Here is a 26,204-nt window from a genome sequence, read left to right as displayed (position 1 = left end):
TTGATGACCATGGGTATGCAGCACAGCGGGGAAGGGACACATGCTCGGAGTGAGCCGCGATGGTGAGGTCGTCACCATCGAACTACAACGCCCGGAGCGTCGAAACGCCCTCAATGGTGAGCTGGTCGCCCAGTTGCGCGCGGCGATCGAGGAGGCGGCCGCGACGGCCCGGGTGATCGTTCTGACGGGACAGGGGCCGCTGTTCAGTGCGGGGGCGGATTTGGACGGGGTGTATTCGCAGGAGTTCCTGGATTCGCTGTTCGGCATGCTGCACGTGATCGAGACGGTGCCGGTGCCGGTGATCGCGGCGATCAATGGCGGGGCGGTGGGGGGTGGGGTGCAGTTGGCGATGGCTTCGGATCTGCGGGTGATGGAGCCGGATTCGTTCATTGCCATTCCGGCGGCGAAACTCGGTATCTCCGTTGATCGTTGGACCATCAAGCGGCTGGTCACGATGATCGGGTCGAGTCCGGCGCGGACCATCCTGATGGGGGTGGAGCGGGTGTCTGCGCAGGACGCCTACCACTTCGGGTTCGCCAACAAGATCGGCACGCTCGCGGACGCGCAGGCTTGGGCCAAGCAGATCGCCGAGCTCGCGCCGCTGTCACTGCGGCATATGAAGCTCGTGCTCAACGAGGACGGCACTCGCGATGCCGGTACCCCGGAGCAGGCCGAAGCCCTGGCCGCCGCCTGGACCAGCGCCGATGCCGCCGAGGCGCGGCAGGCCCGGCAGGAGAAACGCGCCGCGAAGTTCGTCGGCCGATGAACGGGCAGCGGGTCGCCGCGACTTCGCGGAAACTGGTGGGTATGGCAGCGGGCGCATTCGGTCTTTCCTGGGTGGTACGAGCGGCGTGGGGGATTCCGTCCGCCATGGGCGCGTCCATATCGGCCATCGCGCCGAGCGCCAAGGGCTCGACCACCTATCGCAAGGGGCAGTTCCACAACACCGAGCCGAGCAGTCAGCTCACCGGGTCGGGGCTGGAGTTGCTGTATCAGCTGGTGACGCAGCGCAACAACGGGCGGCCGCCGGGGCACATCCCGCTGGTCACCCCGGAGCTGCCGGAGCAGGCCGCCGATCTCGCCGTCACCTGGTACGGGCACGCCACCTGCCTGGTGGAGGTGGATGGCTACCGGGTGCTGACCGATCCGGTCTGGAGCGAGCGGGTTTCGCCGTCGGCGCTGGTGGGCCCGGCGCGGCTGCATCCGGTGCCGTCGCCGCTGGAGCAATTGCCGCCGGTGGACGCGGTGCTGATCTCGCACGACCACTACGACCATCTGGATCGCGAGACGGTGGACGGCCTGGTGGCGGGGCAGGACGCGGTGTTCATCGTGCCGATCGGGATCGGCGCGCACCTGCGGCACTGGCACGTGCCGGAGCATCGCATCGTCGAATTGGATTGGGGCGCTTCGGTTTCGCTGTCCGAGCTGGGACGGGCGCACGGCGACGGCACCGATCTGGCCATCACCTGCTCCGAGGCCCGGCATTTCTCCGGGCGCGGGCTGGTGCGCAACACCACGCTGTGGGCGTCCTGGTCGATTGCCGGACCGACCCGTCGGGTTTATTTCGGTGGCGATACCGGGTACACCAAGGCATTCGCGGAAGCGGGCGCCCGGCTGGGCCCGTTCGACCTGACACTGCTGCCGATCGGCGCGTACGACCGGCATTGGCCCGACGTACACATGAATCCCGAGGAGGCGGTACAGGCACACGCCGATCTGTGTGTCGGCGATCCCGGCCACGGGCTCCTGGTCCCCATCCACTGGGCCACCTTCAATCTGGCCTTCCACGGCTGGTCGGAGCCGGTACGCCGGCTCGTCGAGGCGGCGCAGGCCGCGGGTACCGACACGGCGGTCCCCAAGCCGGGACAGCGGATCGACCCGATTGGCCTCCCACCACGGGATACGTGGTGGGAAGATGTCCGCGAATGACCGATGGACCGAGAGTGAAGGAGCAGGGGCTGTGAGTCTTTTGGACACGCTCAAGGGCTTGGTCGGCAAGGGCAAGGAAGTGGCGGCCCAGAACGCCGAGAAAATCGAACAAGCCGTGGACAAGGCCGGCGCGGCGATCGACGAGAAGACCGGTGGCAAGTACTCGTCGCAGATCGGCAAGGGCACCGAAGCGGTGAAGAACGCCATTCCGGCGGATACGGCGGCGGCTCCGGCCGATACCGCACCCGCCGCACCGGCCGCGGAACCGGCTCCGGAAGCCGCGCCCACACCGGCGGAGGCGGCGGCCGAACCGGCCCCGGCGCCCGCCCCGGAGGCGGCTCCCGGCGACCAGCCGCCCGCTTAACGCGACGTCGGTCGAACGGGCCGTTCGCTTCCGGTGTCACGTCATCGGTGAGCCGAACGGCCCGTTGCCTTTTCGCGGCTGTCGCAAGGTCCCCGCGAGTGTCGGTGCCCGCCTCTAGACTGCTGATATGGGTTCCCGGAAGGATTTCGGGGGTATCGAGGTTGGGCTGACCAACCTCGACAAGGTGCTGTATCCGGCCACCGGGACCACCAAGGGCGAGGTCATCGCCTATTTCACCGCCATCGCACCGGCCCTGCTGCCGCATATCGCCGAGCGCCCGGTCACCCGCAAACGCTGGCCCAACGGGGTCGACGAATCCTCCTTCTTCGAAAAGAATCTGCCCGATCACGCGCCGAAATGGCTGGAGCGGCGGGAAGTTCAGCATTCCGACCGGACCGTCGTGTACCCGCTCATCGACTCGGTGGCGGGCATGGCCTGGCTGGGCCAGCAGGCCGCGCTGGAACTGCATGTGCCGCAATGGCGTTTCGACGGCGCGGAGGTCGGGCCGATCACCCGGCTGGTGTTCGACCTGGATCCCGGACCGGGCGCGGGCCTGGCGCAGTGCGCGGAGGTGGCGCTGATCCTGCGCGATGTGGTGCGCGAGGTGGGGCTGGACGCCTTCCCGGTGACCAGCGGTTCCAAGGGGATTCACGTCTACGTGCCGCTGGACCGCAAACTCGGGCCCAACGGTGCGTCGGCGGTCGCCAAGCAGGTGGCCACCAATCTGCAGAAGCTGCGCCCGGACCTGGTGACCGCGACCATGGCCAAATCGGCGCGGGAGAACAAGGTCTTCCTGGACTGGAGCCAGAACAATCCGGCCAAGACCACCATCGCACCGTATTCGCTGCGCGGGCGCACCGAACCGTGGGTGGCCGCGCCGCGCAGCTGGGCCGAGATAGAACAGCGGAAAAAGCTGCGGCACTTGCGATTCGACGAGGTATTGAAGCGGTGGAACGCCGACGGTGACCTGCTCGCCGGCCTGGATGATCCGCTGCCGGAACCGGTTCCGGACAAGCTGAACACCTACCGGTCGATGCGGGATGCCGCGCGCACGCCCGAACCGGTGCCGGCCGCCCCGCCGCAGGACGGGCCGGGGGACCGGTTCGTGGTGCAGGAACACCATGCGCGGCGGCTGCATTGGGATGTGCGGCTGGAGCGCGACGGGGTGCTGGTGTCGTGGGCGGTGCCCAAGGGCCCGCCGATCGACTCGCATGAGAACCGTCTCGCCGTGCACACCGAGGACCATCCGCTCGAGTACCTGACTTTCCACGGCTCCATCCCCAAGGGCGAGTACGGCGGCGGGGAGATGACCATCTGGGATACCGGCACCTACGAGACCGAGAAGTGGCGCGACGACGAGGTCATCGTGCGCTTCCACGGCGAACGCCTGGACGGCCGGTACGCGCTCATCCAGACCAATGGCAACCAGTGGCTCATGCACCTGATGAAGGATCAGCGCGGGCCGAACGGCCACCAGCCGGAAGGCGATGGCGCACAACGGGCTCCGAAGTCCGATGCCCCGTTCCCGCACGGCCTCAAACCCATGCTGGCCACGCCGGGGGAGGTGGCGAACCTCGATCCGGAGACCTGGGCCTTCGAAACCAAATGGGACGGCTTCCGTTTGATCGCCGAGATCGAGGACGACGCGGTGGTGCTGCGCAGTCGCGCCGGGCACGTGGTGACCGGCAAGTACCCGGGTCTCGGTGCGCTGGGGGAGGAGCTGTCGGGGCACCGGGTGGTGCTGGACGGCGAAGCGGTGGTGTTCGACGATCACGGCGGCGCGAATCTCGGCCTGCTGCGCGCGGATTCGGCGCGCGCCGTCTTCGTGGCCTTCGACGTGCTGTACCTGGACGGCACCTCGCTGGTCCGCAAGCGTTACGAGGACCGCCGCCGCGTGCTGGAAGCGCTGGCCGCCCAGGCGCCATCGCTGCAGGTGCCGCCGCGTCTGGACGGTTCGGGCGCGGAGGCGCTGCGCTACAGCCAGGAACACGGCATGGAGGGCGTGGTCGCCAAACGCCGCGATTCGGTCTATCTACCCGGCAAGCGCGGTCAGTCCTGGCTCAAGACCCGCAACTGGCGCACCCTGTCGGTGGTGATCGGCGGCTATCGCCGTTCGGAGGTCAGGCAATTCGCCTCGCTGCTGATCGGCGTCCCGCACGAGGGCGAGCTGTACTACCTGGGCCGGGTCGGCACCGGCTTCACCGAACAGGAGATGAGCCAGCTGGCCGATCAGCTGCGCCGCCTGGAACGCAAGACCAGCCCCTTCGGCAACGAGCTCACCGCCGAGGAACGCAAGGACGCCGTCTGGGTGACGCCCCGTCTCACCGGCACGGTCCGTTTCATGAACTGGACCGAGGCCGGACGCCTGTGGCATCCGGCCTGGATCCCGGCCTCGGACTGAGCTTTCCGCTCAGGCGCTCTTCTCCAGCAGCGGCACCAGCGTGTCCACATCGGCCACCAGCGCATGCCCCTGGAACTCGAATTCGTCCCAGGCCCGCGCCAATCCGGCCTCGTCCCGCCCGCCGACGGCATCCTCCACCACCACCGGAATGAAGCCCAGATCGGTGGAATGCGTGACGGTGGGCGCGATCCCGATCTCCAGCGCCACCCCGCAGATGGCGTACGTGCTGATCCCCAGGTCCCGCAGCGTGGAAGCGAGCGGCGTCCCTTCGAACGCCGACATGGAGGTCTTGTCGAACACGATCTCCCCCTCCTGCGGCCGCAATTCCGGAACCAGCTGGAACCCGGCGGTATCCCGCTGCAGGATCGGCGTCACCTCCTCGACGGTCTCCACCCCCTGCCACGCCATGGCCATCCGCAACGCGAACCGCCCCATCAACCGCTTGGGCAGGAACATGTGCCGCAGAAAGATCACCGGATACCCACCCCGCCGGGCCGCATCCACCACCTTGACGACCCGTTCCACGATCTCCGCCCCATCCGGCAGCTGCGACAGCACCCCCACCTGCATGTCGTACACGACAACCGCCAGCTTCTCCGGCGCGCACACGTCCTCGAGCGACTCCGGAATCTCCAGCCCGTTCCCGTACCGCATTCGTAATCCTCCGCTCCGCCAACGCTTTTCGAGCCACGAGCCTACCCGTGGCAACCCCGGCGGCGGCCCGGTCCGCGCTCGCGCTTTTCGGACGGAAGCCGATCAGGCCGCGGCCGGCTGGGTGGTGCGGGATGCGGGCTTGCCGTGGGCCGGGCCGGGATCCTTGACGATGCCGAAGCGGATGAGGCTTTCGGCGGTGTCGAGGAGGGTGGTTTCGATGGGGCGCTGGGTCCAGCCGAGTTCGCGGCGGGCCTTGGCGGCGCTGAGGCGCTCCTCGCGGCCGAGGTACTGGGCGGCCGTGCGGGCATTGGCGTCGAAGCGGGCGACCAGGCGGATGAGCCAGTCGGGGAGGGTGCGGGTGGGGACGCGGTAGCGGGTGGCGAGGGCTTTGGCCATCTCGGTGAACGAAACCTGGTCGCCGGTCAGGACATAGCGGTTGCCGGCCGCCTGCGGGAGTTGCATGCCGAGGCGGTGGGCGACGGCCAGATCGCGGGCGTCGACGGTGGAGAAATTGAGGCGGGGGACGCCGGGCATCTCGCCGGAGAGCAGGATGCGGATGCCGTCCACCGAGGTGCCGATCTCGGGGCGCAGGATCGGTCCGAGGATCATGCCCGGATTCATCACGGCCAGTTCGAGTTCCGGGTGTTCGGCCACGAAATCCCAGGCGGCGCGCTCGGCCAGGGTCTTGCTCTTCTCGTAGGCATTGGCGACGGCCAGCTCGGTCCAGTCGGCTTCGGTGGCCACCTTGTCGTCGTGGCCGACCCGGATGGCCGCGATCGAGGAGGTGAGCACCACGCGTTCGACGCCGTGCGCGGCGGCCGCGCGCAGCACCCGCAGCGTGCCGTCCACGGCGGGGCGGATCAGTTCGTCCTCGTGGTCGGGCTCGCTGCCCGGGAACGGCGAGGCGGTGTGCAGGACATAGCGGCAGCCCTGGACGGCCGCGTCCCAGCCGGCGTCCGAGCCCAGATCGGCTTCGACCAATTCCACGCCGGGCAGCGATTCGGCGACGGCCTGGGCGCGGGCGACGGAGCGGACGGTGCCGCGCACCCGGTAGCCGTGTTCGAGCAGTTCGGTGATGACGTGACCGGCGAGGTACCCGGACGCGCCGGTGACGAGGACGAGATCGGACATGGCCCTGACTCCAATCTGAGCGGTGTTTAGAATCTAAACAATGTATAGATTCTCGAGGCGTGAACCGTCAACCCCTTACGCTCATTCCATGCCGCCGACCAAGGATCGCTACCACCACGGAGATCTCCGGGCCGAACTGCTGCGCGCCTCACTGCAGTTGATCGAATCGGAGGGCCTGGCCGCGGTGAGCCTGCGCCGGGTCGCCCGCGAGGCCGGGGTCAGCCCCGGCGCGCCGTACCACCACTTCGCGGACCGCGCCGCGCTCTTCGCCGCCCTCGCCACCCAGGGCTACGAGCTATTGCGCGCGGATATGGTCGCGGCCCGCGCCGCCGCCGCGGATCCGCGCGAAGCCCTGATCGCCATGGCCGAGAGCTACGTGTGCTTCGCCCGGCAGCGGCCCGCCTACTTCCGGCTCATGTTCCGGCCCGAACTGGTGCAGCCCGAGAAGAATCCGGAGACCGCCGTGGCGGGCGACGCCGCTTTCGGGGAGCTGGAGGACGCCATCGCGGTCGCCACCCGGGCCGGCTCGCTCAGCGCCGAAGACGCCGAAACCCTGGCGCTGGCCTGGTGGAGCCTGGCCCACGGACTGGCCTCACTCACCCTCGACGGCAAGTTCGAGGCGCGGTCGGCCCAGATGGGCACCACCGCCCAGGTCCTCACCGAGCGCATCACCCGCCTGTTCGCCGGCATCCTGGAAACCCGGTAGATACCCATTGACGTACGGGATCAGCAGCTGGATCAGCGGCCCGATGCCGAAGGCGTACACCAGGGTTCCGATCCCGACGCTCCCGCCGAGCAGGAAGCCCACGGCGAGCACCGTGGCTTCCAGTCCGGTACGAATAAGCCAGACCGGTCGTCCGGTGCGGCGGACCAGTCCAGTCATCAGGCCATCGCGCGGCCCCGGACCCATGCCGGCCCCGATGTAGAGCACGGTCGCGATCGCGTTCAGCAACACCGCCGCGAGCATCGCCCCCACCCGCAGCGGCAGATTCTCCAGCTCGGGGAGCATGCGAATGCCGACATCCACCGAGATGCCGATGACCACGACATTGCTGACCGTGCCCAGACCGGGCCACTGCCGCAAGGGAATCCAGGCCAGTAGCACCAGCGCGCCGGTGATCGCCACCACGGTGCCGAAGCTGAACGGGACGTGCGCGGTGACGCCCTGGTGGAAGACATCCCACGGATCCAGCCCGAGAGCGGCGCGGAGCATGACGGCCATGGAGAAGCCGTAGAGCCAGAGTCCGGCGTAGAGGGCGAGCAGGCGGCGCAGCAACATCGCTCCAGCATGACCACGACTGGACTTTGAAAACAGAGCCAGTTCGCATTTGCTGGACTGTTGTCACGATGGCTAGCGACCGGTCTGTCCGATTTTCCTGAGCCGCAGCGCTTTTCGTGCGCAACGCCGTGGCAACGACGCGCGGGCAGGCGTTGACCAGCGGGTATGTCCCGCAGTAACTTGATGGCTCCGATGCGCCGGAGCTGTGGTCGGCGCGATGTGCGAGTCCGTATTGCTGGAGCGTCGGCTGGTTCGACGCTGGAGGCGTGATGCGGTGGCAGGAACTTCGGCCGTGGTGGCGTACGGCCCTCACCGTGCTGGCCGTGGCGGTGGCCGCCGTCGTGGTGGTCCCGACTCGCGCGGACATCCCGTACCCCGACGATGATCCGTTCTACGCCGCCCCCGCGGACCTGGCGGACCGGCCCAACGGCGCGATCCTGAACTCCCGCCCCATCTCGGTATTCGGCCTGGCCCTACCGGTATTCGGCTGGCAGGTCCAGTACCGCAGCACCGATTCGGCCGGCGAGCCCATCGCCGATATGGCCACCGTCATGACCCCCATGACGCCCTGGCTGGGCGCGGGCGAACGCCCGCTGCTGGCCTACCAGGTGGCCGAGGACAGTCTGGGCACCCAGTGCGCGCCGTCCTACGCGCTGCGCGGCGGCCTCGACTTCTCGATCGTGAACACCGTGCTGGACATCCCGTTCCTGACCGCCATCCTGCTGCGCGGCTGGTCGGTGGTGGTGCCGGATTACGAAGGGCCGCAATCGCGTTTCTTCGACGGCGTGACCTCCGGGCGCGGCGTGCTGGACGGGATCCGCGCGGCCCGCGACTTCCCGCCGCTGGGCGTCACCGCCACCACTCCGCTGGGCGCGTGGGGCTATTCGGGCGGCGCGTTCGCGACGCTGTGGGCCATGCAGATGCGCGCCGCCTATGCCCCGGATCTGCTGTTCTCCGGGGTGGTCTCGGGCGGCGTCCCCGCCGATATCGCGGCCATCGCCCGCAAGTCGGACGGCAGCTGGTCCACCGGCCTGTCGATTCTCATGCTGATCGCGCTGGCCCGCAACGAACCCGGATCGGGTCTGCCGGATCTGCTCAACGACAGCGGCCGGGAGTTGCTGAGCAAGGAATCGCATTCCTGCGGCAGTGAATTGGTGGTGCGCTACTACTCGCGGCATGTGGACGAGTTCGCCCTGGAGCCGAACCTGTTGTGGCATCCGGTTTTCGAGGCCACCACCGAGCGCCAGGAACTCGGCGACGTCGCACCCGACGTGCCGCTGTACCTGTATCACTCCAATGATGACGACGTCATCCCGGTGGCGGGGTACACCGCGCTCGTGAACCGCTATTGCGCGCTGGGCGCGAACCTCACCGCGGTGCACTCGGGCATACCCGGCCACAATCCGGCCGCCGCCGTGGAGGCGTTCGGAGCGGTCGGTTTCCTCACGGATCGCTTCGCCGGGATTCCCTCATCGCCCGGCTGCACCATCCGCTGAACACGCGGGGCGCATCCGGAAGGGATGCGCCCCGGCGTATTCCGGTCAGTTGTCGCCCGGCTGCGCCCAGCGGGTGCTGCCCGGCGCCGAGTTCAGCGTGTTGATCAGGTCGATACCGGCGATGAGCAGCGTCGGGCCGCCGACCACCAGGGTGCCGATGATCGCGCCGATGCCCGCCGCGACCGGCACGGTGGCCAGACCGAACGCACCGCCCGCGAAACCGATCGCGCCGACGGCCGCACCGATCGCCAGGCCGACGAAGCTGCCGATGGCGGTGGCGATGCCGAACTGGCTGGAGAAGTTGGTCAGCGCGCGCTGGTTCTCGGCATTGGAGGCGACCGGCTGCAGGGCAGGGCGCGCTGCGGCAACGTCCTTGGCCGGCGAAAGCCGCAGGGTGTGGGCGTCATCGGCGAGCGCGGCCGGAATGGCGTACTCCAGGCCCTCGCTCTGGAACGCGAGCGGGAGGCTCACCACGGTGTTGCCCGCGATGTCCTTCACGTTCACGCTGCCGCCGGCCAGTTCGAACTGACCGTTGGTGAGGGTGGTGACGACCGTGGTCCCGGCCAGCTGGGTCTGATAGCCGATCTCCGGAACGGCCGAATCCGCGTGGGCCACGCCGGATCCGGCGAGGGCTACGGCGGTGACCAGTGGTGCGGCAACGGCAGTGATCTTGCGCAGCATGGATCTTCCAATCTTCATCAGGTTCTCGCGGCAACACCGAGTCGGCCCGAAAAGATTCCCTCCCCTTTTCGATACGTGCCGGCCACCCCAGGATCGCAACGCGTTCTACAACTGCTCACCGTAGCCTGCCCGACCGACAACCAGGGCCTGATTTGATCGGTACTCGATCAAATCAGCAGGTCGACCCCGATCGCGAGCCCGCATACGCCCAGCACCACGGCCAGCGCCACCGCGTCGGCGCGCCCCGGGCGGCTGGGCCGGGCGGTGAGCTCGCCGGTGCCGCCGCGGGTGGTGATGGCCTCGCCCAATTCCCCGGCCCGGCGGCTGGAGACCGCCATGCTCGCGGTCAGGATGTCCACCAGCGGATCCGCGGTGCGGTGCAGCAGGGCGCCTTTGGGTCGCAGCTTGCGGGCCGCGCGCAGCACCCGCATCTCGTCCATGAGCAGCGGCAGCCCGCGCAGCGTCAGCGCCACCACCACCGCCCATTCGTCGATCGGCAGCGCGTGCCGAACCCCGTTGCGGGTCCAGCCGATCCGCCGCAGCGGCGCGCCGAGCCGGGCCAGCGCGGGCGCGATATCGCCCATCGGGGTGGTCCAGGCGATCAGGAAGGACGCGCCCAGCAGGATGAATCCGAAGACCAGCACATTGGCGTAGCGCAGCAGCGCGGTCGCGCCGATGGGTAGGTTGATCAGCGCGCCGATCGCGATGCCCGCCCACAGCCACCACGGGAAGCGTGGCAGCGTGCCCAGCGGCAGGCGTGCCAGCAACCACACCGCGATCAGGAAGGCGATGCTGATGCCCAGCACCGGCCAGGACGGCGCGACCATGAGCACCAGGCTGATGGCGAAGGCCGCGATCATCTTGGTACCGGCCCAGAGTCGATGCACCGGGCTGTCCACGGGCACTTCGCGCAAGACGACGCCGCTCATCGGGCACCTCCGGTGATATCGGGCCCGGCCGCCGGGTTCCGGTCGAAGCGCGGCGCGACGGCGAACGGCGGCGGCGTGGCGAATGCCGTTGTGGCGGTCTCGGTTTCGGGAATCCTGCCGCCCTGCAGGTGCACGATGCGATCCGACACCGCCGCCACCTCGCCCACGTCGTGCGAGATGACGATCAGCGTGTGCCCCGAATCCCGCAGCCGGGCAAGCAGTTCCACCACGCTCGCACGGCTCTCCGGATCGAGTCCGGCGAGCGGTTCGTCCAGCACCACGACCCGGGGTTTGGCGGCGACCATGGCCGCCAGCACCACCCGTTTGGCCTGTCCGCCACTGAGATTCTCGATGGAGCGGGCCGCCAGCGCCCGGTCCAGTCCGACCGCGTCCAGGGCCTTGCCGATGGCGGCGGTGCCGGTGCCGCCCCAGTCCTCGATCTCCTCGCCGACCGTCTGCCGCTGCAATTGCAGCCGGGAGTGCTGGAAGGCCAGCTGCACATCGCCGATGTGCCGGTGCACCGCGCGATTGCCGCGATCGTCGGCCAATTCGCAAGTGCCGCCGGACGGTACGGTCAGTCCGGCCATGATCCAGGCCAGCGTGGATTTGCCGGATCCGTTGCCGCCCACGATCAACAGGGTTTCGCCGCGCAAAACGGTCAGATCGATGCCGTGCAGCGCGGGAGCCTCCCACGGCGTGCCCTTGTTGTAGGTGTGGCGAATGTTCCGCAACTCCAGGATGGGTGCGCCCATGGGCCGCCGGCGCGGGTCGTGCGCCGGGCGCGGCCAGGCGGGCAGCTGGTCGACCATCCGCCCCTGCCGCAGATGCACCACCCGGTCGGCCGCGGCGGCGTCGGCCTCGTGATGGGTCACCAGCAGCACCGCCATGCCGTGCCGCCGGGGCAGATCGGCCAAGAGCGCCACCAGTTCCCGCCGGCCCTCCGGATCGATCATGGAGGTGGCTTCGTCGGCGATCAGGAAACTGGGCCGCCGGGCCAGCGCCGCCGCCACCGCGAGGCGCTGCTGCTGCCCGCCGGACAGGGTGGCGGTCTCGCGCCCGCCCATACCGCCCAGCCCGACCTCGGTGAGCAGGCCCTCGATATCGACTTGGGCGGCCGCGCCGTCGGGCAGGCCCCAGACCACGTCGTCGGCGACCAGTACGCCCAGCGTCTGGCTTTCGGGTCGCTGCAAAACCATTGCGGTGCCGCCGAGTACGCCCAGCCCGGCCGAGCCCGGGCGGTCGACGCTGCCGCCGGTGGGCGGCCGGCCCGCGAGAATCCGGGTGAGCGTGGACTTTCCGGACCCGTTGTGCCCGACCACGGCCACGAATTCCCCGGCCCGCACGGTCAGGTCGATGCCGCTGAGCGCGTCGGCCCGCGCCCCCGGATAGCGGAAGGACACGTCCCGCAAGCTGATCGGCAGCGGCGCCACCGGCCGGTCGTCGGCGGGCGCGTCGAGCAGATCGTCGCGGCCGGGCAGCCAGGCCAGCCGGTCCAGCACCGCGCCCAGCACGTACCAGGACACCACCCCGCTGACGATCATGGCGAGCACCAGCCCGCCGCCGATCCACAGCCACCACCAGCGCAGCGCCATCTCGGTGAAATCGGCGACGCCCCTGCCGAGCGGTTCCAGCGCGGAGGTCCGGGCCGCCAGATTCTCCACGCCCTCGGCCGTATTGCGAATGCTGTCGAACACCAATTGCCGCGAGCGGGCGAACAACAGCAGCATGCCGACCGAGAACAGCGCACCGGTGAGCCCGGCAAGCGCCGAGAGTCCGAGCACCGCCACCAGTCCGCCGCGCCGCCGTTTGACGATGCCGATGATCCCGCCCAGCACCGCCACGCTCACCAGATTGACCGCCGGGACGATGCCCGCGGCCACGAAGGTCACCAGGGTCGCGGCGATGGTGGTGGCGATCAGCGTACGCAGCCGGTGCCGGTGCGCGAGCAGCCCCATCGGGACCGCGGCCACCAATTGCAGGGCCGCCGCGAACGGCACCAGCGATCCCACCGTCACCAGTCCGACCGTGGCCCCGCCCATCACGGCCCCCGTGGCGTACTCGATGGGACGCAACAGGCCGTGCGGGAGAGCCGGCTCGGGCGGTCGGTCGGGCAGGCCGCCACGGGCTCGGGACGAATCGGTCACGCCCACCAGTCTGCCGTGTATCGCCGACTGCCAGGTCGACCCACGCGATCGCCAGGTCGAACGGACCGCTTACGGAGTGCCGACGGGTTCCTTGGCGAGCTGGCGCACCAGAATCCATTTCACCGAGGGGGCGTCCGCGGGCGGGTTGTCCCACGGCTTCTGCTCGATGAGCAGGTGGTATTTGTAGCCGGACTGGAATTCGAAGCCTTCGATGCCGCCGTAGTGCAACTCCCAGGCCGCGTTCGGATCGCGCCGCACCTGGAGGCAGAACTGCTGGCCGACGCCGGTGCACGGCGCTTCCTGATCGGCGACGTAGATCTCGAACCGCTCGGTCCCCGGCACGGTGGGCGCGGGCAGGACGGTCGAGCTGGTCGCGGTGCTGGCGTGCTGATCGGGCGAGCAGCCGATCAACGGGAGCGACGCCAGGAGCACGAGCGGTGCAACGAGCCGGAGGCGGGTGCGCATGCCCGCGAATATGCCACAGCCCACCCGGTGAGCTCCGGTTTTACGTCGCGCGGGTGAGTCGGTAGTCGGACAGCCGCACTTTGCGCACCTGGCGCCGATACGATCGGGTGGTGCCGGGCCAGTTGTTGGTGATTCGTCCGGACGCGGTCCGATACCAGCTGGTGCAGAAGTTCCACGGCGTCCGCGACAGCCTTTGCTGCAAGGCGTCGTTGAATTCCCGCTCCACCTCCGGCCGCACCTCCAGGCAGTGCCCCGGCCGCTCGGCCAGCAGCTGCACCGCGTGCCGGATGTAGCGGGCCTGCGATTCGATCATGTAGATGATCGACCCGACCCCGAGATTGGTGTTCGGCCCGTACACCAGGAACAGATTCGGGAACTCCGGCACCGTGATCCCCAAATAGGCGTGCGCCCCGCCGTCCCACACATCGCCCAGATGCGCCCCGCCCCGCCCGCGAATCTTCATGGGCCACAGGAATTCCGTGCCCTTGAACCCGGTCCCGTAGACGATCACGTCGGCCGCGTGCACCACCCCGTCCGCGGTCTTCACCCCCTCCGGCACGATCTCGCTGATGGGCGTGGTCTCCACCATCACATTCGGTTCGGCCAGCGCCGGGTAGTAGTCGTTGGAGAACAACCCCCGTTTACACCCGATCGGATAATCCGGCGTCAGCTTGGCCCGCAGCACCGGGTCCGGCACCTGTTCCTCCAGATGCCGTTCCGCGATCCGCGCCACCGCCCGCACGATTCCCGGGAACTCCACCAGCCCCAGCGCCACGAACTCCCCGATGGCCCACCACGAGAACCGTTCCGCGACAGGCATGCCCGGCACCTGGATCAACACCCGCTGATGCACCGGCTTGTAATCGGTGTCGAATTTCGGCAGCACCCAGGCCGCCGTCCGCTGGAACAGCGTCAACCGCTCCACCTCGGGTTGAATGACCGGCACGTACTGAATCGCGCTGGCCCCCGTCCCGATGCACGCCACCCGCTTACCGGCCAGTTTCACCTCGTGATCCCACCGCGCCGAGTGAAACGACTGCCCCGCAAAGCTTTCCACCCCCGGGATGGCGGGCATGGCGGGCCGCGACAACTGCCCGACCGCCGAAATCAGCACGTCGGCGGTCCGGGTGACCCCGTCGGCGGTCCGCACCGTCCACCGCCCGCCGCCCTCGTCGAACTCCGCCTCGGTGACCTCGGCCCCGAACACGATGCGCTCGCCCAGCCCGTGCCGCTGCGCCACCCCGCGCATGTACGCGTGAATGTCCTCCCGCTCCGAATACCGCTGCCGCCATTTCGGTTTCGGCTCCTTGGCGAAGGAGTACAGCGGCGACGGCACATCGCAGGCCGCTCCCGGATAGGTGTTCTCCCGCCACACCCCGCCCAGGTCCGCCGCCCGCTCCAGGATGGTGAACTCGTGGAAGCCGTTGCGCCGCAATTCGATAGCCACGCCGATTCCGCCGAAGCCGGCGCCGATGATGATGATCGACGGCATGTGGCCCTCCTCACATCGAAGACCTTTCCACTGTAGGAGCGCGCCCCGCATTTCGTGGGAGACCTGATTGAGAAATTCGGCCATAATCTGGGTATGAGCACCGTGCAGGAGGCCGGCATCCGGGACTGGGACTTCCCGCGCGGCGTGGCGAGCGTCGTACTCATGACCGGCTACGCCCGTGAGCACGGGGTGCCGGCGGCCACGCTGCTGAAGGGCAGCGGGCTGAGCGAGCAGACCCTGGCGAATCCGGACGCGCAGATCGATGCGCGCACCGAGCTGGCGGTGATCCGGAATCTGGTGCGGGAGCTGGGGGAACGGCCGAATCTGGGGCTGGAGGTGGGGGAGCGGTACCGGATCAGCACCTTCGGGATCTTCGGGTTCGCGTGCGTCAGCAGCCCGACGCTGGGCGAGGCCATCAGCTTCGCGCTGCGCTATCTGGAGCTGAGCTTCACGTTCTGCATCCCGGTGGCGCGCTGGCAGCCCGGGGAGTTCGTGGCGCGCATCCACGACGAGCGAGTACCGGCGGATGTGCGGCGCTTCCTGGTGGAACGGGATGTGACCGCCATGCATCGCGTGCTGTCGGACCTGCTCGGGCATCGGGTGGAGCTGCTGCGCGCCGAATTCGACTTCCCGGCGCCGCCGGACCCGTCGCCCTATGTCGAGATGTACGGCCTCACACCGCGTTTCGAACAGCCCCAGAATCTGTTCACCTTCGACCCGGCCGTGCTGGACAGCCCCTTGCCCCAGGCCAACGAGCACACCTGGACCATGTGCCTGACCCAGTGCCGGGAACTGGTGTCGCGGCGGCGGGCGCGCACCGGCATCGCCGCCGAGGTGCGGGAACGCCTGGTGCCGCGCGGCGGTGCGGACGGTTTCGCCACCCCGGCCGGAATCGACGCCGTGGCAAGGGATCTGGCCATGAGCACCCGCACCCTGCGCCGCCACCTCGACGCCGCCGGCACCAGCTACCGCGCCCTGCTCGACGAGGTGCGGCGCGCGCTGGCGGAGGAAATGCTCACGGCCACACCGCTGTCGGTCAGCGATGTGGCCATCCGGCTGGGTTACGCGGAAGCCTCCACCTTCATCCACGCCTTCAAACGCTGGACGGGAACCACCCCGTCCGCGTTCCGGCGCGAGGCGGTCACTCCATTGGTTCGCTGAGCCAGCCGCCCATGGCGATGGGCCGGAACATGGACAGCAGCCGGCCGTCGGTGATGGAGTGGAAGATCAGCGACGGGTCGGGGGCGAAGTCGATGGGCACATGTCCCGGTGCGGCCGTTTCCCATTCGCAGCCGATGGTGGAGGAGACGCTCGGGGCGACGATGAGCGGCTTGCCGGCGAAGGAGGTCATCAGGCCGGCGTGCACGTGGCCGGTGAGGACGGCCAGGATGCGGTCGTCGCCGGCCACGATCTCGGCGAGGCGTTCCGGATTGGTCAGGCGGATCGGGTCGACCACGGTGGACTGCACCGGGACCGGCGGATGGTGCATGGCGATCAGCACCACGTCGTCGGCGGGCGTGGCGGCCAGCAGATCGGTGAGGAAGGCGTAGGTCTCGTCGTCCAGCAGGCCCTCGGGCTTGCCGGGGATGCTGGAGTCGAGCAGGGCCAGGGTGACGCCGTCGGTGCGGTGCGACTGGTTGATCGGGGCGTAGGAGGACTCCTCGCCGAAGAGCACGGTGCGCATATTGCCGCGGTCGTCGTGATTGCCAGGCAGGATCACCACGGGGATGTCGGCGGCCAGGGCGGCGCGCGCCTGCTGGTACTCCTCGGCATCGCCTTCGTCGGCGATATCGCCGGTGACGATGATGACGTCGGGTCGGTTGGGCAGCTCGGCCAGGAAGGCCATGACTCGTTCGGCGCGTTCATTGTTGCGAGCGCTCATGTTGAAGTGGGTGTCACTCAGCTGTGCCAGCAGAACCATCGACGTTCGCTTTCTGTCAAGGGCCGCACCGTTGCGCCCGGACGCGGCCCGCCCACCGCCGGCCACCCCTCCGAGGCTAGATGACCAGGGCTGATGCGGTCTCGGTGAGACTCGCCACCGAATATAGCGGTTTCACATCACTTCTCGCTGCCGGTGACCTGGGTCATGAGCTCGGCGGCCTTGCTCAGCAGTAGCTCGGGGGCGGCCGTGACCTCGGAGTCGCCGAGCCGCCAGAAGTCCGGGCCGGGTTCGGCTTCCAGTTCGAGGCGAGCGTCCGGGCGCCACGAGGCGTCCAATCCCAGCCGCCAGGAATGCAAGTGGGTGCGCGGGTGGGTGGCGGTGCGGTCGAAGAGCGGATCGCCGGCGATGGCGTGCCCGATCCAGGCCAGGTGCACCCGGATCTGATGCCGTCGCCCGGTGATCGGCCGCAGCGCCAGCACGGTGTGGGAGCCGGTGCGCGCCACGGTCGCGAACTCGGTGATCGAGGGATAGTTCTTGCCCGCCAGCACATCCTCGGCGGCCACCCGCCAGGCGTCGCCGTCGCGGTGGATGCTCTCGCGCGGCGCGGCGATCCGCACCCGGTTCTTGCGGCCCACGCTCAAGGGCAGGTCGATGACGCCGCGGTCCGGCAGCCCCGTGCCGTCGACGATGGCCAGGTACGCCTTGTCCGCGGTGCGCTTGTTGAACTGCCGGGTCAGCTCACCGTGCGCCGGCAGTTCCTTGGCCAGCAGCACCAGCCCCGAGGTCACCTTGTCGATGCGGTGCACGGGGTAGAGCGTCTCGCCTTGCGCGGCGGCCATTTCCACCATGTCGGTGTCGTGGCGCTCGCCGGTGACCGAGATCCCGGCCGGCTTGTTCAGCGCCAGCATGGCCTCGTCCTCCAGCACGAGGCACTGTTTCCGCAGTTCGGGCCAAGACGTATGCACCCGGCCAGGCTAGTGGGCGACCGCCTTCTCCAGTTCGGCCAGCCCGTTCTCCAGATGATCCGGGAAGCGGTCCAGGTCCGGCACGGTGCGCCGGCAGCCCACGATGCCGAAGTCCAGATTGTCGCCGTTGGTGGTGAGGGTGATGTTCATGGCCTGCGATTCGAACGGAATCGACAGCGGATAGTTGGCGTCCAGCCGCGCGCCCTGCATGTACACCGGCTTGCGCGGACCCGGCACATTCGAGATGACCAGATTGAACGGCATGCGCGGCAGCGATTCGAAGCCCGGCACCAGCGACACCCCGAGCGGGGTCATGAGCAGCGCCGACAGCACCATGGCCTCGGTCTTCGGCAACTGCGTGAACACCGACTTGGCCCGGCGCATGGAGGTGCTGATGGCCTCCAGCCGCGCCGCCGGATCGTCCAGGTGGGTGGCCAGGTTGGCCAGGCAGGCCGCCACCATATTGCCCTCGGACACATCGGATTCCGCGGCGCTGCGAATGTTCACCGGCACCATGGCGATGAGCGGCTCGTCCGGCAGCGCGTCGTGTTCGATCAGGTAGGAGCGCAGCGCCGCCGAACTCATGGCCAGCACGATGTCGTTGATGGTGGCCCCGGTGGCCTGGCGCACGGCATTGACCCGCTCCAGCGGCCAGGACCGCACCGCGATCCGCCGCGCCCCGCCGATGGAGACGTTGAACATGGTGCGCGGCGCGGTCATCGGCATGGTGAGCCGTCCGTCCAGCGCGCCCCGCAACGGCGCGGCGACCGCTCCGATGCTGCGGACCATGCGCGGCAGCGACTTTCGCAACTGCTGCAGCGAACTGTCCGGCGGCACGCTGTCGTCGCGCTCCACCACCGGCGCGCCCCACGGCACCCGCACCCGGGTGTCGAGCGGGTCGTCGGTCATGGTGCGCTGCAGCAGCCGCATGGCCGAGACGCCGTCGATGAGCGCGTGGTGCATCTTGATGTAAACCGCGAAGCGCCCGTCGTCGAGGCCTTCGATGAGCCGGGCCTCCCACAGTGGCCGGTGCCGGTCCAGCAGGATGCCGTGCAGTCGCTCGGTCAGATCCAGCAGGTCGGGCAGGCCGCCGGGGGACGGCAGCGCGCTGCGCCGCAGGTGGTAGTGCAGGTCGACGTGTTCGGCGTGGTCCCAGCTCAGCGTGGAGAAGCCGCCCAGGCGCCGGCTGGGCCGCCGCCGGAACCGGGTGCGCACCTCGGTGGCCGAGGCCATGGTGCGGTAGAGGTCGCGGGTGAACTCCGGACCCGCCTCGGCGGGCGGCTCGAACAGCTGCAGGCCGCCGACGTGCATGGGGTGTTCGCGGGATTCGATCGCGAGGAAGATCGCGTCGAGGGGGTTGAGAAGGTCCATCGGGTCGCCTAACCGGTGGGGCAGAGCTGCCCGGGCGAGGTAACGGTGCGGCGACGCTGCCCCCCGCTGCGTTAACGGTGAATCACATTATCACTATGCATGATTCGTCATAACCCGTGCGCGGATCGGTAAACCCGGTGGTGGAGTGCCCGATGATTGCTCGCGCTCCAGGTCGGCGGTCGAGGCGAACGACATGCGGACGGTGGTGCGGCGGCCGTGCTCGAAGGGATGCACCCGGTGCAGGGTGGTGTCGGCGCGCAGCAGGTAGAGGTCGCCGGGGTTGAGCTCCCAGGAGTGGATGGCATTGCGGGTCAGGGTGCGGTAGACCTCGCGGTGCCGCCGGTCCGGCCGGGTGTGCGGGACGGTCTGCACGAATCCGCCCTCCTCCAGCGGCGGGCATTCCACCACCAGCACCAGGGTGAAAGCGTAGTCGTCCCAATGCCATTGCCCGGGGGCGTCGTCGTGATGGCGGCGGGTGACGGCGAAGCGGCGCGGGGGCGGGCAGGGCAGCACCGGCTCGGTGGCGATGACGGTGAGCTTGTGCCGCAAGGGTTCACAGTCGTAGAGCGCGGGGATGCAGTGGCCGTGCGCGGTGACCTCGTTGTGCTCCACCGCGATTGCGCGCCGGTGCGCCGGTTCGGTTCCGGGCGTCGGCGAGGTCCACTGCCGGTGCTGGTCGACCAGGGCGAGCGCCTCGGCGGCCAGGGTGCGTTTGACCCGGTAGGGGAGCAGGAAGCCCAGGCGGGCGATCCCGGTCTCGGCCAAGCGGTCTCGCGCATGGGAGAGGGCGTCGGGGTCGACCCCGTCGAGATGTTTGCGGGCGGTCTCCAGTGTGCTCGATAGCTGCACCTGCTCGATTGTAATCCGTTGCCCGCCAACGGCACTGGAATCGAATTCCCGAATGATCACGATCGGGTGGCGGTCCGTGATCCCCGCCGGTGTCCCGGGGTGTGCCGGGTGCGGGGCGCGGTGACTCGCCGTAGCGACAGGGGTATTGACGGAAGGCCAGGTCAGCAGGCGTAACTTGATGTTTGCTATGGGTGATTACGGACATGAACTGAAGTTCGGGATCTTCGTTCCGCCCGAGGCGGCGCGTCATCACGCCCTGCTGCGTTTGGTGCAACAGGCCGACCAGTCTGGTTTGGATCTGCTCGCGATCCAGGACCATCCGTATCAGCCCGCCTTCTTCGACACCTGGACGCTGCTGTCCTATCTCGCGGCCGGCACCCGCAATCTCACCCTGCTGCCCGCGGTGGCGAACCTGCCGCTGCGCCCGCCCGCCGTGCTCGCCCGCGGCGCGGCCACCCTGTCGGTGCTCAGCGGCGGGCGCTTGGAACTCGGTCTGGGCGCGGGCGCGTTCTGGGACGCCATCGAGGCCATGGGCGGTCCGCGCCGCAACCCCCGCCAGGCCCTCACCGGCCTGCGCGAGGCCGTGGCCATTCTGCGCGGCCTCTGGGGCGAATCCGACCGCACCGATATCTACGGCGAGGTCTATCAGCTCGACGGCGCCAAACCCGGTCCGCTGCCCCCGCAGCGCATCCCCATCTGGTTCGGCGTCTACGGCCCGCGCGCGCTGCGCCTGGCCGGGGAACTCGCCGACGGCTGGCTCGGTGGCGTCACCTACGCCCCGCCCGCCAAACTCCCGGAACTGATGGCAGCCGTCGACGCCGGCGCCCGCGACGCCGGTCGCGTCCCCGCCCTGATCCGCCGCGCCTACGTCATCGACCCCGTCATGCCCCCACCCCAACTCACCGACCTCGCCCTCACCACCGGCATCAGCGAATTCCTGCTCCCCCTGGCCCCCGACGACGAATGGGCCGCAACCCGTTTCGCCACCGAAACCGCCCCCGCCGTGCGCGCCGCCGTGGCCGCCGCCCGCGCCGGGTGACGCCCCGCGAAACTGTCCGCCCCCTTCCTTATCGGGGGTGTGGGGGGAGCCCCCACACCCCTCTTACCCCCCGAACAGCTTGCTGTTGATGATCTGCCGGATCGGGGAGAGCGCTCCGTCGTAGGTCACGCGGTCCGCGCGCACCGTGTGCAGGCTGGCGTCCCCGCGCCGGGGGTCCTCGCAGATGACCCGGAGTTGCTTGCCCTTGGGCCGCCCGCCGCCGAGGGTGAGCGAGACGGTGCCATCGGATTCGACGATGCCCCAGGGCCCCGCCACGTCCTTCCCGGCGATCTGGCATTTGTAGCCCGGCTTCTCGCCGGTGACGTGCGCGGTGACGGCGGTGCGGCCCTGAATGACGGCCTTGGGCTCGCCATTGGCCGCGGCCGCACCGGCGGCGAGCAGGGTGCCGAGGGTGCCGACCACTACCGCGGTGGTGATTCGGGTGCGTAGTGAACGACTCATGGTGCTGATAATGAAGCGGCTTCTATGAGGATTCGATGATGTCTGGGGATGAATCGGGGGTGAACAACGCGCCAAAACTGTTTCCACCCGGTCGGTTTGATAGCTTCTGTACATCATGGACAGCGCCCTGAGTCGCCGTGCCGTGCTCGGACTGGCCGCGGCCGCCGGGCTCACCCTAACCGCCTGTTCCCGCGCGGCCAATGATTCGGATTCGGCCAAGTCGAAAACAGACGATCCGGTATCGATTGCCGCGGATGCGTACGTCTTCGGCTACCCGCTGGTCCTCATGCACGCCACCAAGGACGCCTTCGGCCCGGTGAACCGCCTGCAGCACGCCCGCGATCTGCCCGACGCCGACGATCGCCTGGTGGTCCGGATGAACACCGACACCCTGTATTCCCTTGCCTGGCTGGACCTGTCGGAGCAGCCGCTGGTGCTCACCGTGCCCGCGGTGGAGGCCGGCCGCTACTGGATCATGCAGCTGCTCGACGCCTGGACCAATACCGTGCACGATCCGAGCAGCGTGAATCCGCGCGCCGAGCACGCCGGCCCGCCCTTCGCCTATCTGATCACCGGCCCGGGCTGGACCGGTTCGGTCCCGGCGGGCCTGACCCGGCTCGACATGCCGACCCCGACGGTGTGGCTGCTGGGCCGGATCCAGGTCAACGGCCCGGCGGATCTCGCGGCGGTGCACGCCGTCCAGGACGGCCTGCGCCTGGACACCCTGGCCGCCTGGACCGCCGACCCGGCCGCGCCGACGCCCGGTGAGCCGCTGGCGCTCTCGGGCCTGGGCGCGTCCCCGGCCAAGGCGGTGGCGGCTCTGGACGGCCGCACTTTCTTCGATCGCTTGTGCACGCTCATGGCCCACGACGCCCCGGCCGCCGCCGACGCCCCGGCGCTGAAACGCTTCGCCACCATCGGAATCCGGCCCGGCGGCAGTGCCGGCGAGATGACGGGCGTGGATCTGGACGCCGCCGCGGCGGCCGGCCGCAAGGCCGTCACCCGCTATGTCGACCCCCGGGGCAAGACCGTCAACGGCTGGCGGTTCTCGCTGGACGTCGGCGTTTACGGCACCGACTACGAGACCCGCGCCGGCACCGCCATGTACGCGCTGGGCGCGAATCTGGCTCGCGACGCGGTGTATCCGACCGCGCAGGCCCAGGCCGACGACAACGGCACGCCCCGCCGTTTCCGCATCCGGTTCCCGGCCGGGCAATTCCCGCCGGTCGACGCCTTCTGGTCGCTGACCGCCTACGACGCCGACAGTTTCCTGGTCTCCAATGCGGCGCAGATCTATTCGGTCGGCCACGACACCCCGCTGACGCCCGGTCCGGACGGCAGTGCCGAGGTGGTGGTGCAGGCCGCCGACCCGGGTCCGGCAGTGCCGCGCGCCAATTGGTTGCCGATACCGGTGTCCGGTCCCTTCTCGCTCACCCTGCGGCTGTACGCTCCGAGATCGGAGATGCTCGACGGGCGGTGGAGTCCGCCCGCGCTCGAACCGGTGACCTGACAACTTTCATTTCGGTCGCAATCCCCCCGGACCGGAGTGTTTTCGGCGAAGATCGATTTGCTGTGTGTACGCTGTGCGCCGTTCTACGTGGCCCCATTTATCGGAACAGCTGGACCGGAACCCTCCCGAGGAGGATGTGGTGACTGCCGTAGCTCCAAAGCCCCAAGAGAACCTCGAGGCCACGCGGCCGTACCCGCCACGAACGGGACCCAAGGGGTCGTTCCTCTACAAGGCGATCACGACGACCGACCCCAAGATGCTCGGCATCATGTACCTGACCACCGCCATCACCTTCTTCATGATCGGCGGGATCATGGCGCTGCTGATGCGCGCCGAGCTGGCGCGCCCGGGCATGCAGTTCCTGTCCCCGGAACAGTTCAACCAGCTGTTCACCATGCACGGCACCATCATGCTGCTGTTCTATGCCACGGCCATCGTGTTCGGTTTCGCGAATTACATTCTGCCGCTGCAGATCGGCGCGCCCGACGTGGCGTTCCCGCGCCTGAACTCCTTCAGCTACTGGCTGTACCTGTTCGGCGGGACCATGGCCACGGCCGGGTTCCTCACTCCGGGCGGCGCGGCCGACTTCGGCTGGACGGCGTACACGCCGCTGTCGGACATCGTGCACGCGCCGGGCGTCGGCGCGGACCTGTGGATCCTGGGCTTGGCGGTCTCGGGTCTGGGCACCATCCTGGGCGCGGTGAACATGACCACCACCGTGGTCTGCCTGCGCTGCCCGGGCATGACGCTGTTCCGCATGCCGGTGTTCACCTGGACCATCCTGGTGACCAGCTTCCTGATCCTGGTGGCCTTCCCGATCCTGACCGCCGCGCTCTTCGGCCTGGCCTACGACCGGCATCTGGGCGGGCACATCTACGATCCGGCCAATGGCGGGGCCATCCTGTACCAGCACCTGTTCTGGTATTTCGGCCATCCCGAGGTGTACATCATCGCGCTGCCGTTCTTCGGCATCGTGTCGGAGATCTTCCCGGTCTTCTCGCGTAAGCCGATCTTCGGTTACACCACACTGGTTTACGCGACCTTCGCCATCGCGGCGCTGTCCATCGCGGTGTGGGCGCACCACATGTACGCCACCGGAGCGGTGCTGCTGCCGTACTTCTCGTTCATGACCTTCCTGATCGCGGTGCCGACGGGCGTGAAGTTCTTCAACTGGATCGGCACCATGTGGCGCGGTCAATTGACCTTCGAGACGCCGATGCTGTGGGCCTGCGGCTTCATCGTCACCTTCCTCTTCGGCGGTCTGACGGGCGTCCTGCTGGCCAGCCCGCCGCTCGACTTCCAGGTCTCGGATTCGTATTTCGTGGTCGCGCACTTCCACTACGTGCTCTTCGGGACGATCGCCTTCGCCACCTACGCCGGCATCTACTTCTGGTTCCCGAAGATCACCGGCCGCATGCTCGACGAGCGCCTGGGCAAGTGGCACTTCTGGACCACTTTCGTCGGCTTCCACACCACCTTCCTGGTGCAGCACTGGCTGGGCGCGGAAGGCATGCCGCGCCGCTACGCCGACTACCTGCCCGGCGACGGCTTCACCACGCTCAACACCATTTCCACCATCGGCTCGTTCATCCTGGGCGCGTCGGTGCTGCCGTTCGTGTGGAACGTCTTCAAGTCCTACCGCTACGGCGAAGTGGTGACCGTGGACGATCCGTGGGGCTACGGCAACTCCCTGGAGTGGGCGACCACCTGCCCGCCGCCGCGGCACAACTTCTACGAGCTGCCGCAGATCCGTTCGGAGCGACCGGCTTTCGAGCTGCACTACCCGCACATGGTGGATCGCATGCGGGCGGAGGCGCACGTGGGCTGGGGTTCCAAGCATCACGCGGTGGTGGAGTACGAGAAGGCGTCGAACTAGCGCCTCGGATTCGAGCAGCGGCACCCGTCCTCGGCGGGTGCCGCTTTTTTGTGCTTGACATATGAATAATGCCCGGACTAATTTTAGGTTCGTTACAAGTTAGTTCGAGGAAAGGCTGCTCGTGCGCAAGATTCAGTTCTCCACCGGTGCCGAACCGGTCGTCGTCACCGCCGCGCAGCCGGTGCCTGGACCCGGGCAATTGCTGGTGCGCACCGAGCTGGCCGGGGTGGGACTGGGGCTGGTCCGGCAGCTGGCGGCGGGCGAGGTGGACGCGCCCGGCGGCGAGATCGTCGGCACCGTGACCGGCCTCGGGGCCGACGTGTCGCCCGAGTGGCTGGGAAAGCGGGTGGGCGGCTTGGTATTCGGCGCCATTCACGCCGAATACGCCCTCGCGGTACCGCAATTGATCACCGAGGTGCCCGGCGACGTCGATGCCGCCGACGCGCTGGCGGTGGTGCGCGGCGGGTTGATCGCACTCGGCGTGCTGAAAGCCTCGCGGTTCCGCGCCGGTGAATCGGTGCTGATCACCGGTGCGGCCAGTGGGGCCGGTCACCTCGCGGTGCAGCTGGCCCGCACGCTCGGCGCAGCCCGCGTCGTCGCCGCCGTGAGCGACCTCGCCAAAAGCGAATTCCTGCGCGAATGCGGAGCCGATGCCGTGGTGACCTATGCCGAGCCGTGGCCGGAATCCGTCGATGTGGTGCTGGACGGCGTCGGCGGGGACCTGGTGCAGCGCGGCGTGAATGCCCTTGCGCCACAAGGCCGCCTGGTGGCGTTCAGCGCGGGCGGCGGCGCGATCGACGCTTCGTCACTGCTGGGCGAGCTGAAGACCGTCACCGGCTTCTCCGTCGGCCTGCTCAGCCGCACCCGCCCCGAACTCCTGCAAGCCTGGCGCGCCGAGCTGTGGGAACTGCTGGCGGCCGGGCGGATTCGCCCCCGTCACGTCGTGCTGCCGCTCGAAAACATCGGCGCGGCCGTGGAACTCGTCCGGTCCCGTCGCAATCAGGGCCGGGTGATGGTCCGGACCGCCGCCGCCGTGGTCGCCGGCTGACCGTTCGGCGCCGCGGCCGGGACGGCCCGTCCGGATGCGCGAAAGCGGTACCAAACCCTCCGGTCTCATTCCTGGTCGGAGGGAAAATCCGGCCATCCCCGCACCCCCGGAACCGGCGGTGGTGGCGCGCGTGAATTGCGGCAAATTTTGGGCAAAGGTGAGGTACTGTCCACGCGCGGGGTGTCGATAAGGTGTTTGCGCCCTGCGCAATCCGCCGGTCTCGACTCCGGGAGGGAC

24 protein-coding genes are annotated in these 26,204 nt (G+C 68.9%); 11 read left to right on the top strand and 13 right to left on the bottom strand.

Going from position 1 to position 26,204, the window contains the following annotated elements; genetic code table 11:
- Positions 1 to 40 precede the first annotated feature (40 nt).
- The 4 genes from NY1_RS14465 (at position 41) to NY1_RS14450 (ending at position 4,694) form a co-directional block, all read left to right on the top strand.
- Positions 41 to 766, top strand: a complete 726-nt coding sequence (locus tag NY1_RS14465) for an enoyl-CoA hydratase (RefSeq protein ID WP_067712406.1) — start codon at positions 41 to 43, stop codon at positions 764 to 766.
- A 41-nt stretch (positions 767 to 807) separates the two neighbouring features.
- Positions 808 to 1,929: an MBL fold metallo-hydrolase gene (locus NY1_RS14460; RefSeq protein WP_067712523.1), complete on the top strand. Its 1,122-nt coding sequence runs from the start codon at positions 808 to 810 to the stop codon at positions 1,927 to 1,929.
- 31 nt (positions 1,930 to 1,960) lie between these two features.
- Positions 1,961 to 2,293, top strand: coding sequence for an antitoxin (locus tag NY1_RS44200; RefSeq protein ID WP_067712403.1), 333 nt, complete (start codon positions 1,961 to 1,963; stop codon positions 2,291 to 2,293).
- 127 nt (positions 2,294 to 2,420) lie between these two features.
- The gene (locus NY1_RS14450; protein WP_067712401.1) at positions 2,421 to 4,694 is read left to right on the top strand and encodes an ATP-dependent DNA ligase; all 2,274 of its coding nucleotides are present in this window, start codon (positions 2,421 to 2,423) and stop codon (positions 4,692 to 4,694) included.
- Between the two features lie 9 nt (positions 4,695 to 4,703).
- On the opposite strand, the gene NY1_RS14445 is transcribed toward NY1_RS14450, so the two are convergent.
- Both NY1_RS14445 and NY1_RS14440 read right to left on the bottom strand, forming a co-directional pair.
- A complete protein-coding gene (locus NY1_RS14445; RefSeq protein WP_067712399.1) occupies positions 4,704 to 5,348 on the bottom strand; it encodes a cysteine hydrolase family protein in 645 nt (214 codons plus the stop codon).
- A gap of 102 nt (positions 5,349 to 5,450) precedes the next feature.
- Positions 5,451 to 6,479, bottom strand: coding sequence for an SDR family oxidoreductase (locus NY1_RS14440; protein ID WP_067712394.1), 1,029 nt, complete (start codon positions 6,477 to 6,479; stop codon positions 5,451 to 5,453).
- Between the two features lie 88 nt (positions 6,480 to 6,567).
- On the opposite strand from NY1_RS14440, the gene NY1_RS14435 reads away from it, so the two are divergent.
- The gene (locus NY1_RS14435; RefSeq protein ID WP_067712392.1) at positions 6,568 to 7,185 is read left to right on the top strand and encodes a TetR/AcrR family transcriptional regulator; all 618 of its coding nucleotides are present in this window, start codon (positions 6,568 to 6,570) and stop codon (positions 7,183 to 7,185) included.
- Here NY1_RS14435 and yczE read toward each other — a convergent pair.
- Positions 7,072 to 7,758 (bottom strand): membrane protein YczE, encoded by a 687-nt coding sequence (gene yczE, locus NY1_RS14430; protein WP_233434334.1) that lies wholly within the window; start codon positions 7,756 to 7,758, stop codon positions 7,072 to 7,074. The genes NY1_RS14435 and yczE overlap by 114 nt on opposite strands.
- 269 nt (positions 7,759 to 8,027) lie before the next feature.
- Here yczE and NY1_RS14425 point away from each other — a divergent pair, with 269 nt between their 5' ends.
- Entirely contained in the window at positions 8,028 to 9,254 is a 1,227-nt protein-coding gene (locus NY1_RS14425; protein WP_067712388.1) for a lipase family protein, read from the top strand.
- A gap of 45 nt (positions 9,255 to 9,299) precedes the next feature.
- Here the strand turns inward: NY1_RS14425 and NY1_RS14420 are convergent, their stop codons facing one another.
- From NY1_RS14420 to NY1_RS14400, 5 genes are all read right to left on the bottom strand, one after another.
- Positions 9,300 to 9,953: a DUF8020 domain-containing protein gene (locus NY1_RS14420; protein WP_233434333.1), complete on the bottom strand. Its 654-nt coding sequence runs from the start codon at positions 9,951 to 9,953 to the stop codon at positions 9,300 to 9,302.
- A 149-nt stretch (positions 9,954 to 10,102) separates the two neighbouring features.
- A complete protein-coding gene (locus NY1_RS14415; RefSeq protein WP_067712383.1) occupies positions 10,103 to 10,864 on the bottom strand; it encodes an energy-coupling factor transporter transmembrane component T family protein in 762 nt (253 codons plus the stop codon).
- Entirely contained in the window at positions 10,861 to 12,903 is a 2,043-nt protein-coding gene (locus tag NY1_RS14410; RefSeq protein ID WP_084534971.1) for an ABC transporter ATP-binding protein, read from the bottom strand. Before NY1_RS14410 ends, NY1_RS14415 begins: the two co-directional genes overlap by 4 nt.
- A gap of 174 nt (positions 12,904 to 13,077) precedes the next feature.
- Complete coding sequence (locus tag NY1_RS14405) at positions 13,078 to 13,473, bottom strand: DUF4377 domain-containing protein (RefSeq protein ID WP_067712380.1); 396 nt, start codon at positions 13,471 to 13,473, stop codon at positions 13,078 to 13,080.
- A gap of 40 nt (positions 13,474 to 13,513) precedes the next feature.
- Positions 13,514 to 14,965 carry a flavin-containing monooxygenase gene (locus NY1_RS14400; protein ID WP_067712377.1) on the bottom strand — a complete coding sequence of 484 codons (1,452 nt, stop codon included), beginning with the start codon at positions 14,963 to 14,965 and terminating at the stop codon, positions 13,514 to 13,516.
- 93 nt (positions 14,966 to 15,058) lie between these two features.
- Between NY1_RS14400 and NY1_RS14395 the strand changes: the two genes are divergently transcribed.
- Positions 15,059 to 16,126, top strand: a complete 1,068-nt coding sequence (locus NY1_RS14395) for an AraC family transcriptional regulator (protein ID WP_067712518.1) — start codon at positions 15,059 to 15,061, stop codon at positions 16,124 to 16,126.
- Here the strand turns inward: NY1_RS14395 and NY1_RS14390 are convergent.
- From NY1_RS14390 to NY1_RS14375, 4 genes are all read right to left on the bottom strand, one after another.
- Positions 16,107 to 16,886, bottom strand: a complete 780-nt coding sequence (locus NY1_RS14390; protein ID WP_067712374.1) for a metallophosphoesterase — start codon at positions 16,884 to 16,886, stop codon at positions 16,107 to 16,109. The genes NY1_RS14395 and NY1_RS14390 overlap by 20 nt on opposite strands.
- 137 nt (positions 16,887 to 17,023) lie before the next feature.
- On the bottom strand, positions 17,024 to 17,812 hold the full coding sequence (locus NY1_RS14385; protein WP_233434331.1) for an RluA family pseudouridine synthase: 789 nt from the start codon (positions 17,810 to 17,812) through the stop codon (positions 17,024 to 17,026).
- Between the two features lie 9 nt (positions 17,813 to 17,821).
- Positions 17,822 to 19,183, bottom strand: coding sequence for a WS/DGAT/MGAT family O-acyltransferase (locus NY1_RS14380; RefSeq protein WP_067712372.1), 1,362 nt, complete (start codon positions 19,181 to 19,183; stop codon positions 17,822 to 17,824).
- A gap of 93 nt (positions 19,184 to 19,276) precedes the next feature.
- Positions 19,277 to 20,032, bottom strand: a complete 756-nt coding sequence (locus NY1_RS14375; RefSeq protein WP_157762232.1) for a HalD/BesD family halogenase — start codon at positions 20,030 to 20,032, stop codon at positions 19,277 to 19,279.
- Between the two features lie 187 nt (positions 20,033 to 20,219).
- Between NY1_RS14375 and NY1_RS14370 the strand changes: the two genes are divergently transcribed.
- Positions 20,220 to 21,071 (top strand): LLM class flavin-dependent oxidoreductase, encoded by an 852-nt coding sequence (locus NY1_RS14370; protein ID WP_067712368.1) that lies wholly within the window; start codon positions 20,220 to 20,222, stop codon positions 21,069 to 21,071.
- Between the two features lie 63 nt (positions 21,072 to 21,134).
- Here NY1_RS14370 and NY1_RS14365 read toward each other — a convergent pair whose 3' ends face one another.
- Positions 21,135 to 21,533 carry a hypothetical protein gene (locus NY1_RS14365; RefSeq protein ID WP_067712366.1) on the bottom strand — a complete coding sequence of 133 codons (399 nt, stop codon included), beginning with the start codon at positions 21,531 to 21,533 and terminating at the stop codon, positions 21,135 to 21,137.
- A gap of 115 nt (positions 21,534 to 21,648) precedes the next feature.
- Between NY1_RS14365 and NY1_RS14360 the strand changes: the two genes are divergently transcribed.
- The 3 genes from NY1_RS14360 to NY1_RS14350 all read left to right on the top strand — a co-directional run bounded on the left by NY1_RS14360 (position 21,649) and on the right by NY1_RS14350 (position 25,967).
- A complete protein-coding gene (locus tag NY1_RS14360; RefSeq protein ID WP_067712364.1) occupies positions 21,649 to 23,043 on the top strand; it encodes a DUF1254 domain-containing protein in 1,395 nt (464 codons plus the stop codon).
- A 139-nt stretch (positions 23,044 to 23,182) separates the two neighbouring features.
- Positions 23,183 to 24,919, top strand: coding sequence for an aa3-type cytochrome oxidase subunit I (gene ctaD, locus NY1_RS14355; protein WP_084534970.1), 1,737 nt, complete (start codon positions 23,183 to 23,185; stop codon positions 24,917 to 24,919).
- 121 nt (positions 24,920 to 25,040) lie between these two features.
- Positions 25,041 to 25,967 (top strand): quinone oxidoreductase family protein, encoded by a 927-nt coding sequence (locus NY1_RS14350; protein WP_067712360.1) that lies wholly within the window; start codon positions 25,041 to 25,043, stop codon positions 25,965 to 25,967.
- Positions 25,968 to 26,204 lie beyond the last annotated feature (237 nt).

It is taken from the genome of Nocardia yamanashiensis NBRC 100130 (assembly GCF_001613325.1).
In the GTDB taxonomy this organism is placed as follows: Bacteria; Actinomycetota; Actinomycetes; order Mycobacteriales; family Mycobacteriaceae; genus Nocardia; species Nocardia yamanashiensis.
The sequence above is the reverse complement of the archived record's forward strand: the minus strand, read 5'-3'. Positions and strand labels throughout refer to the sequence as shown.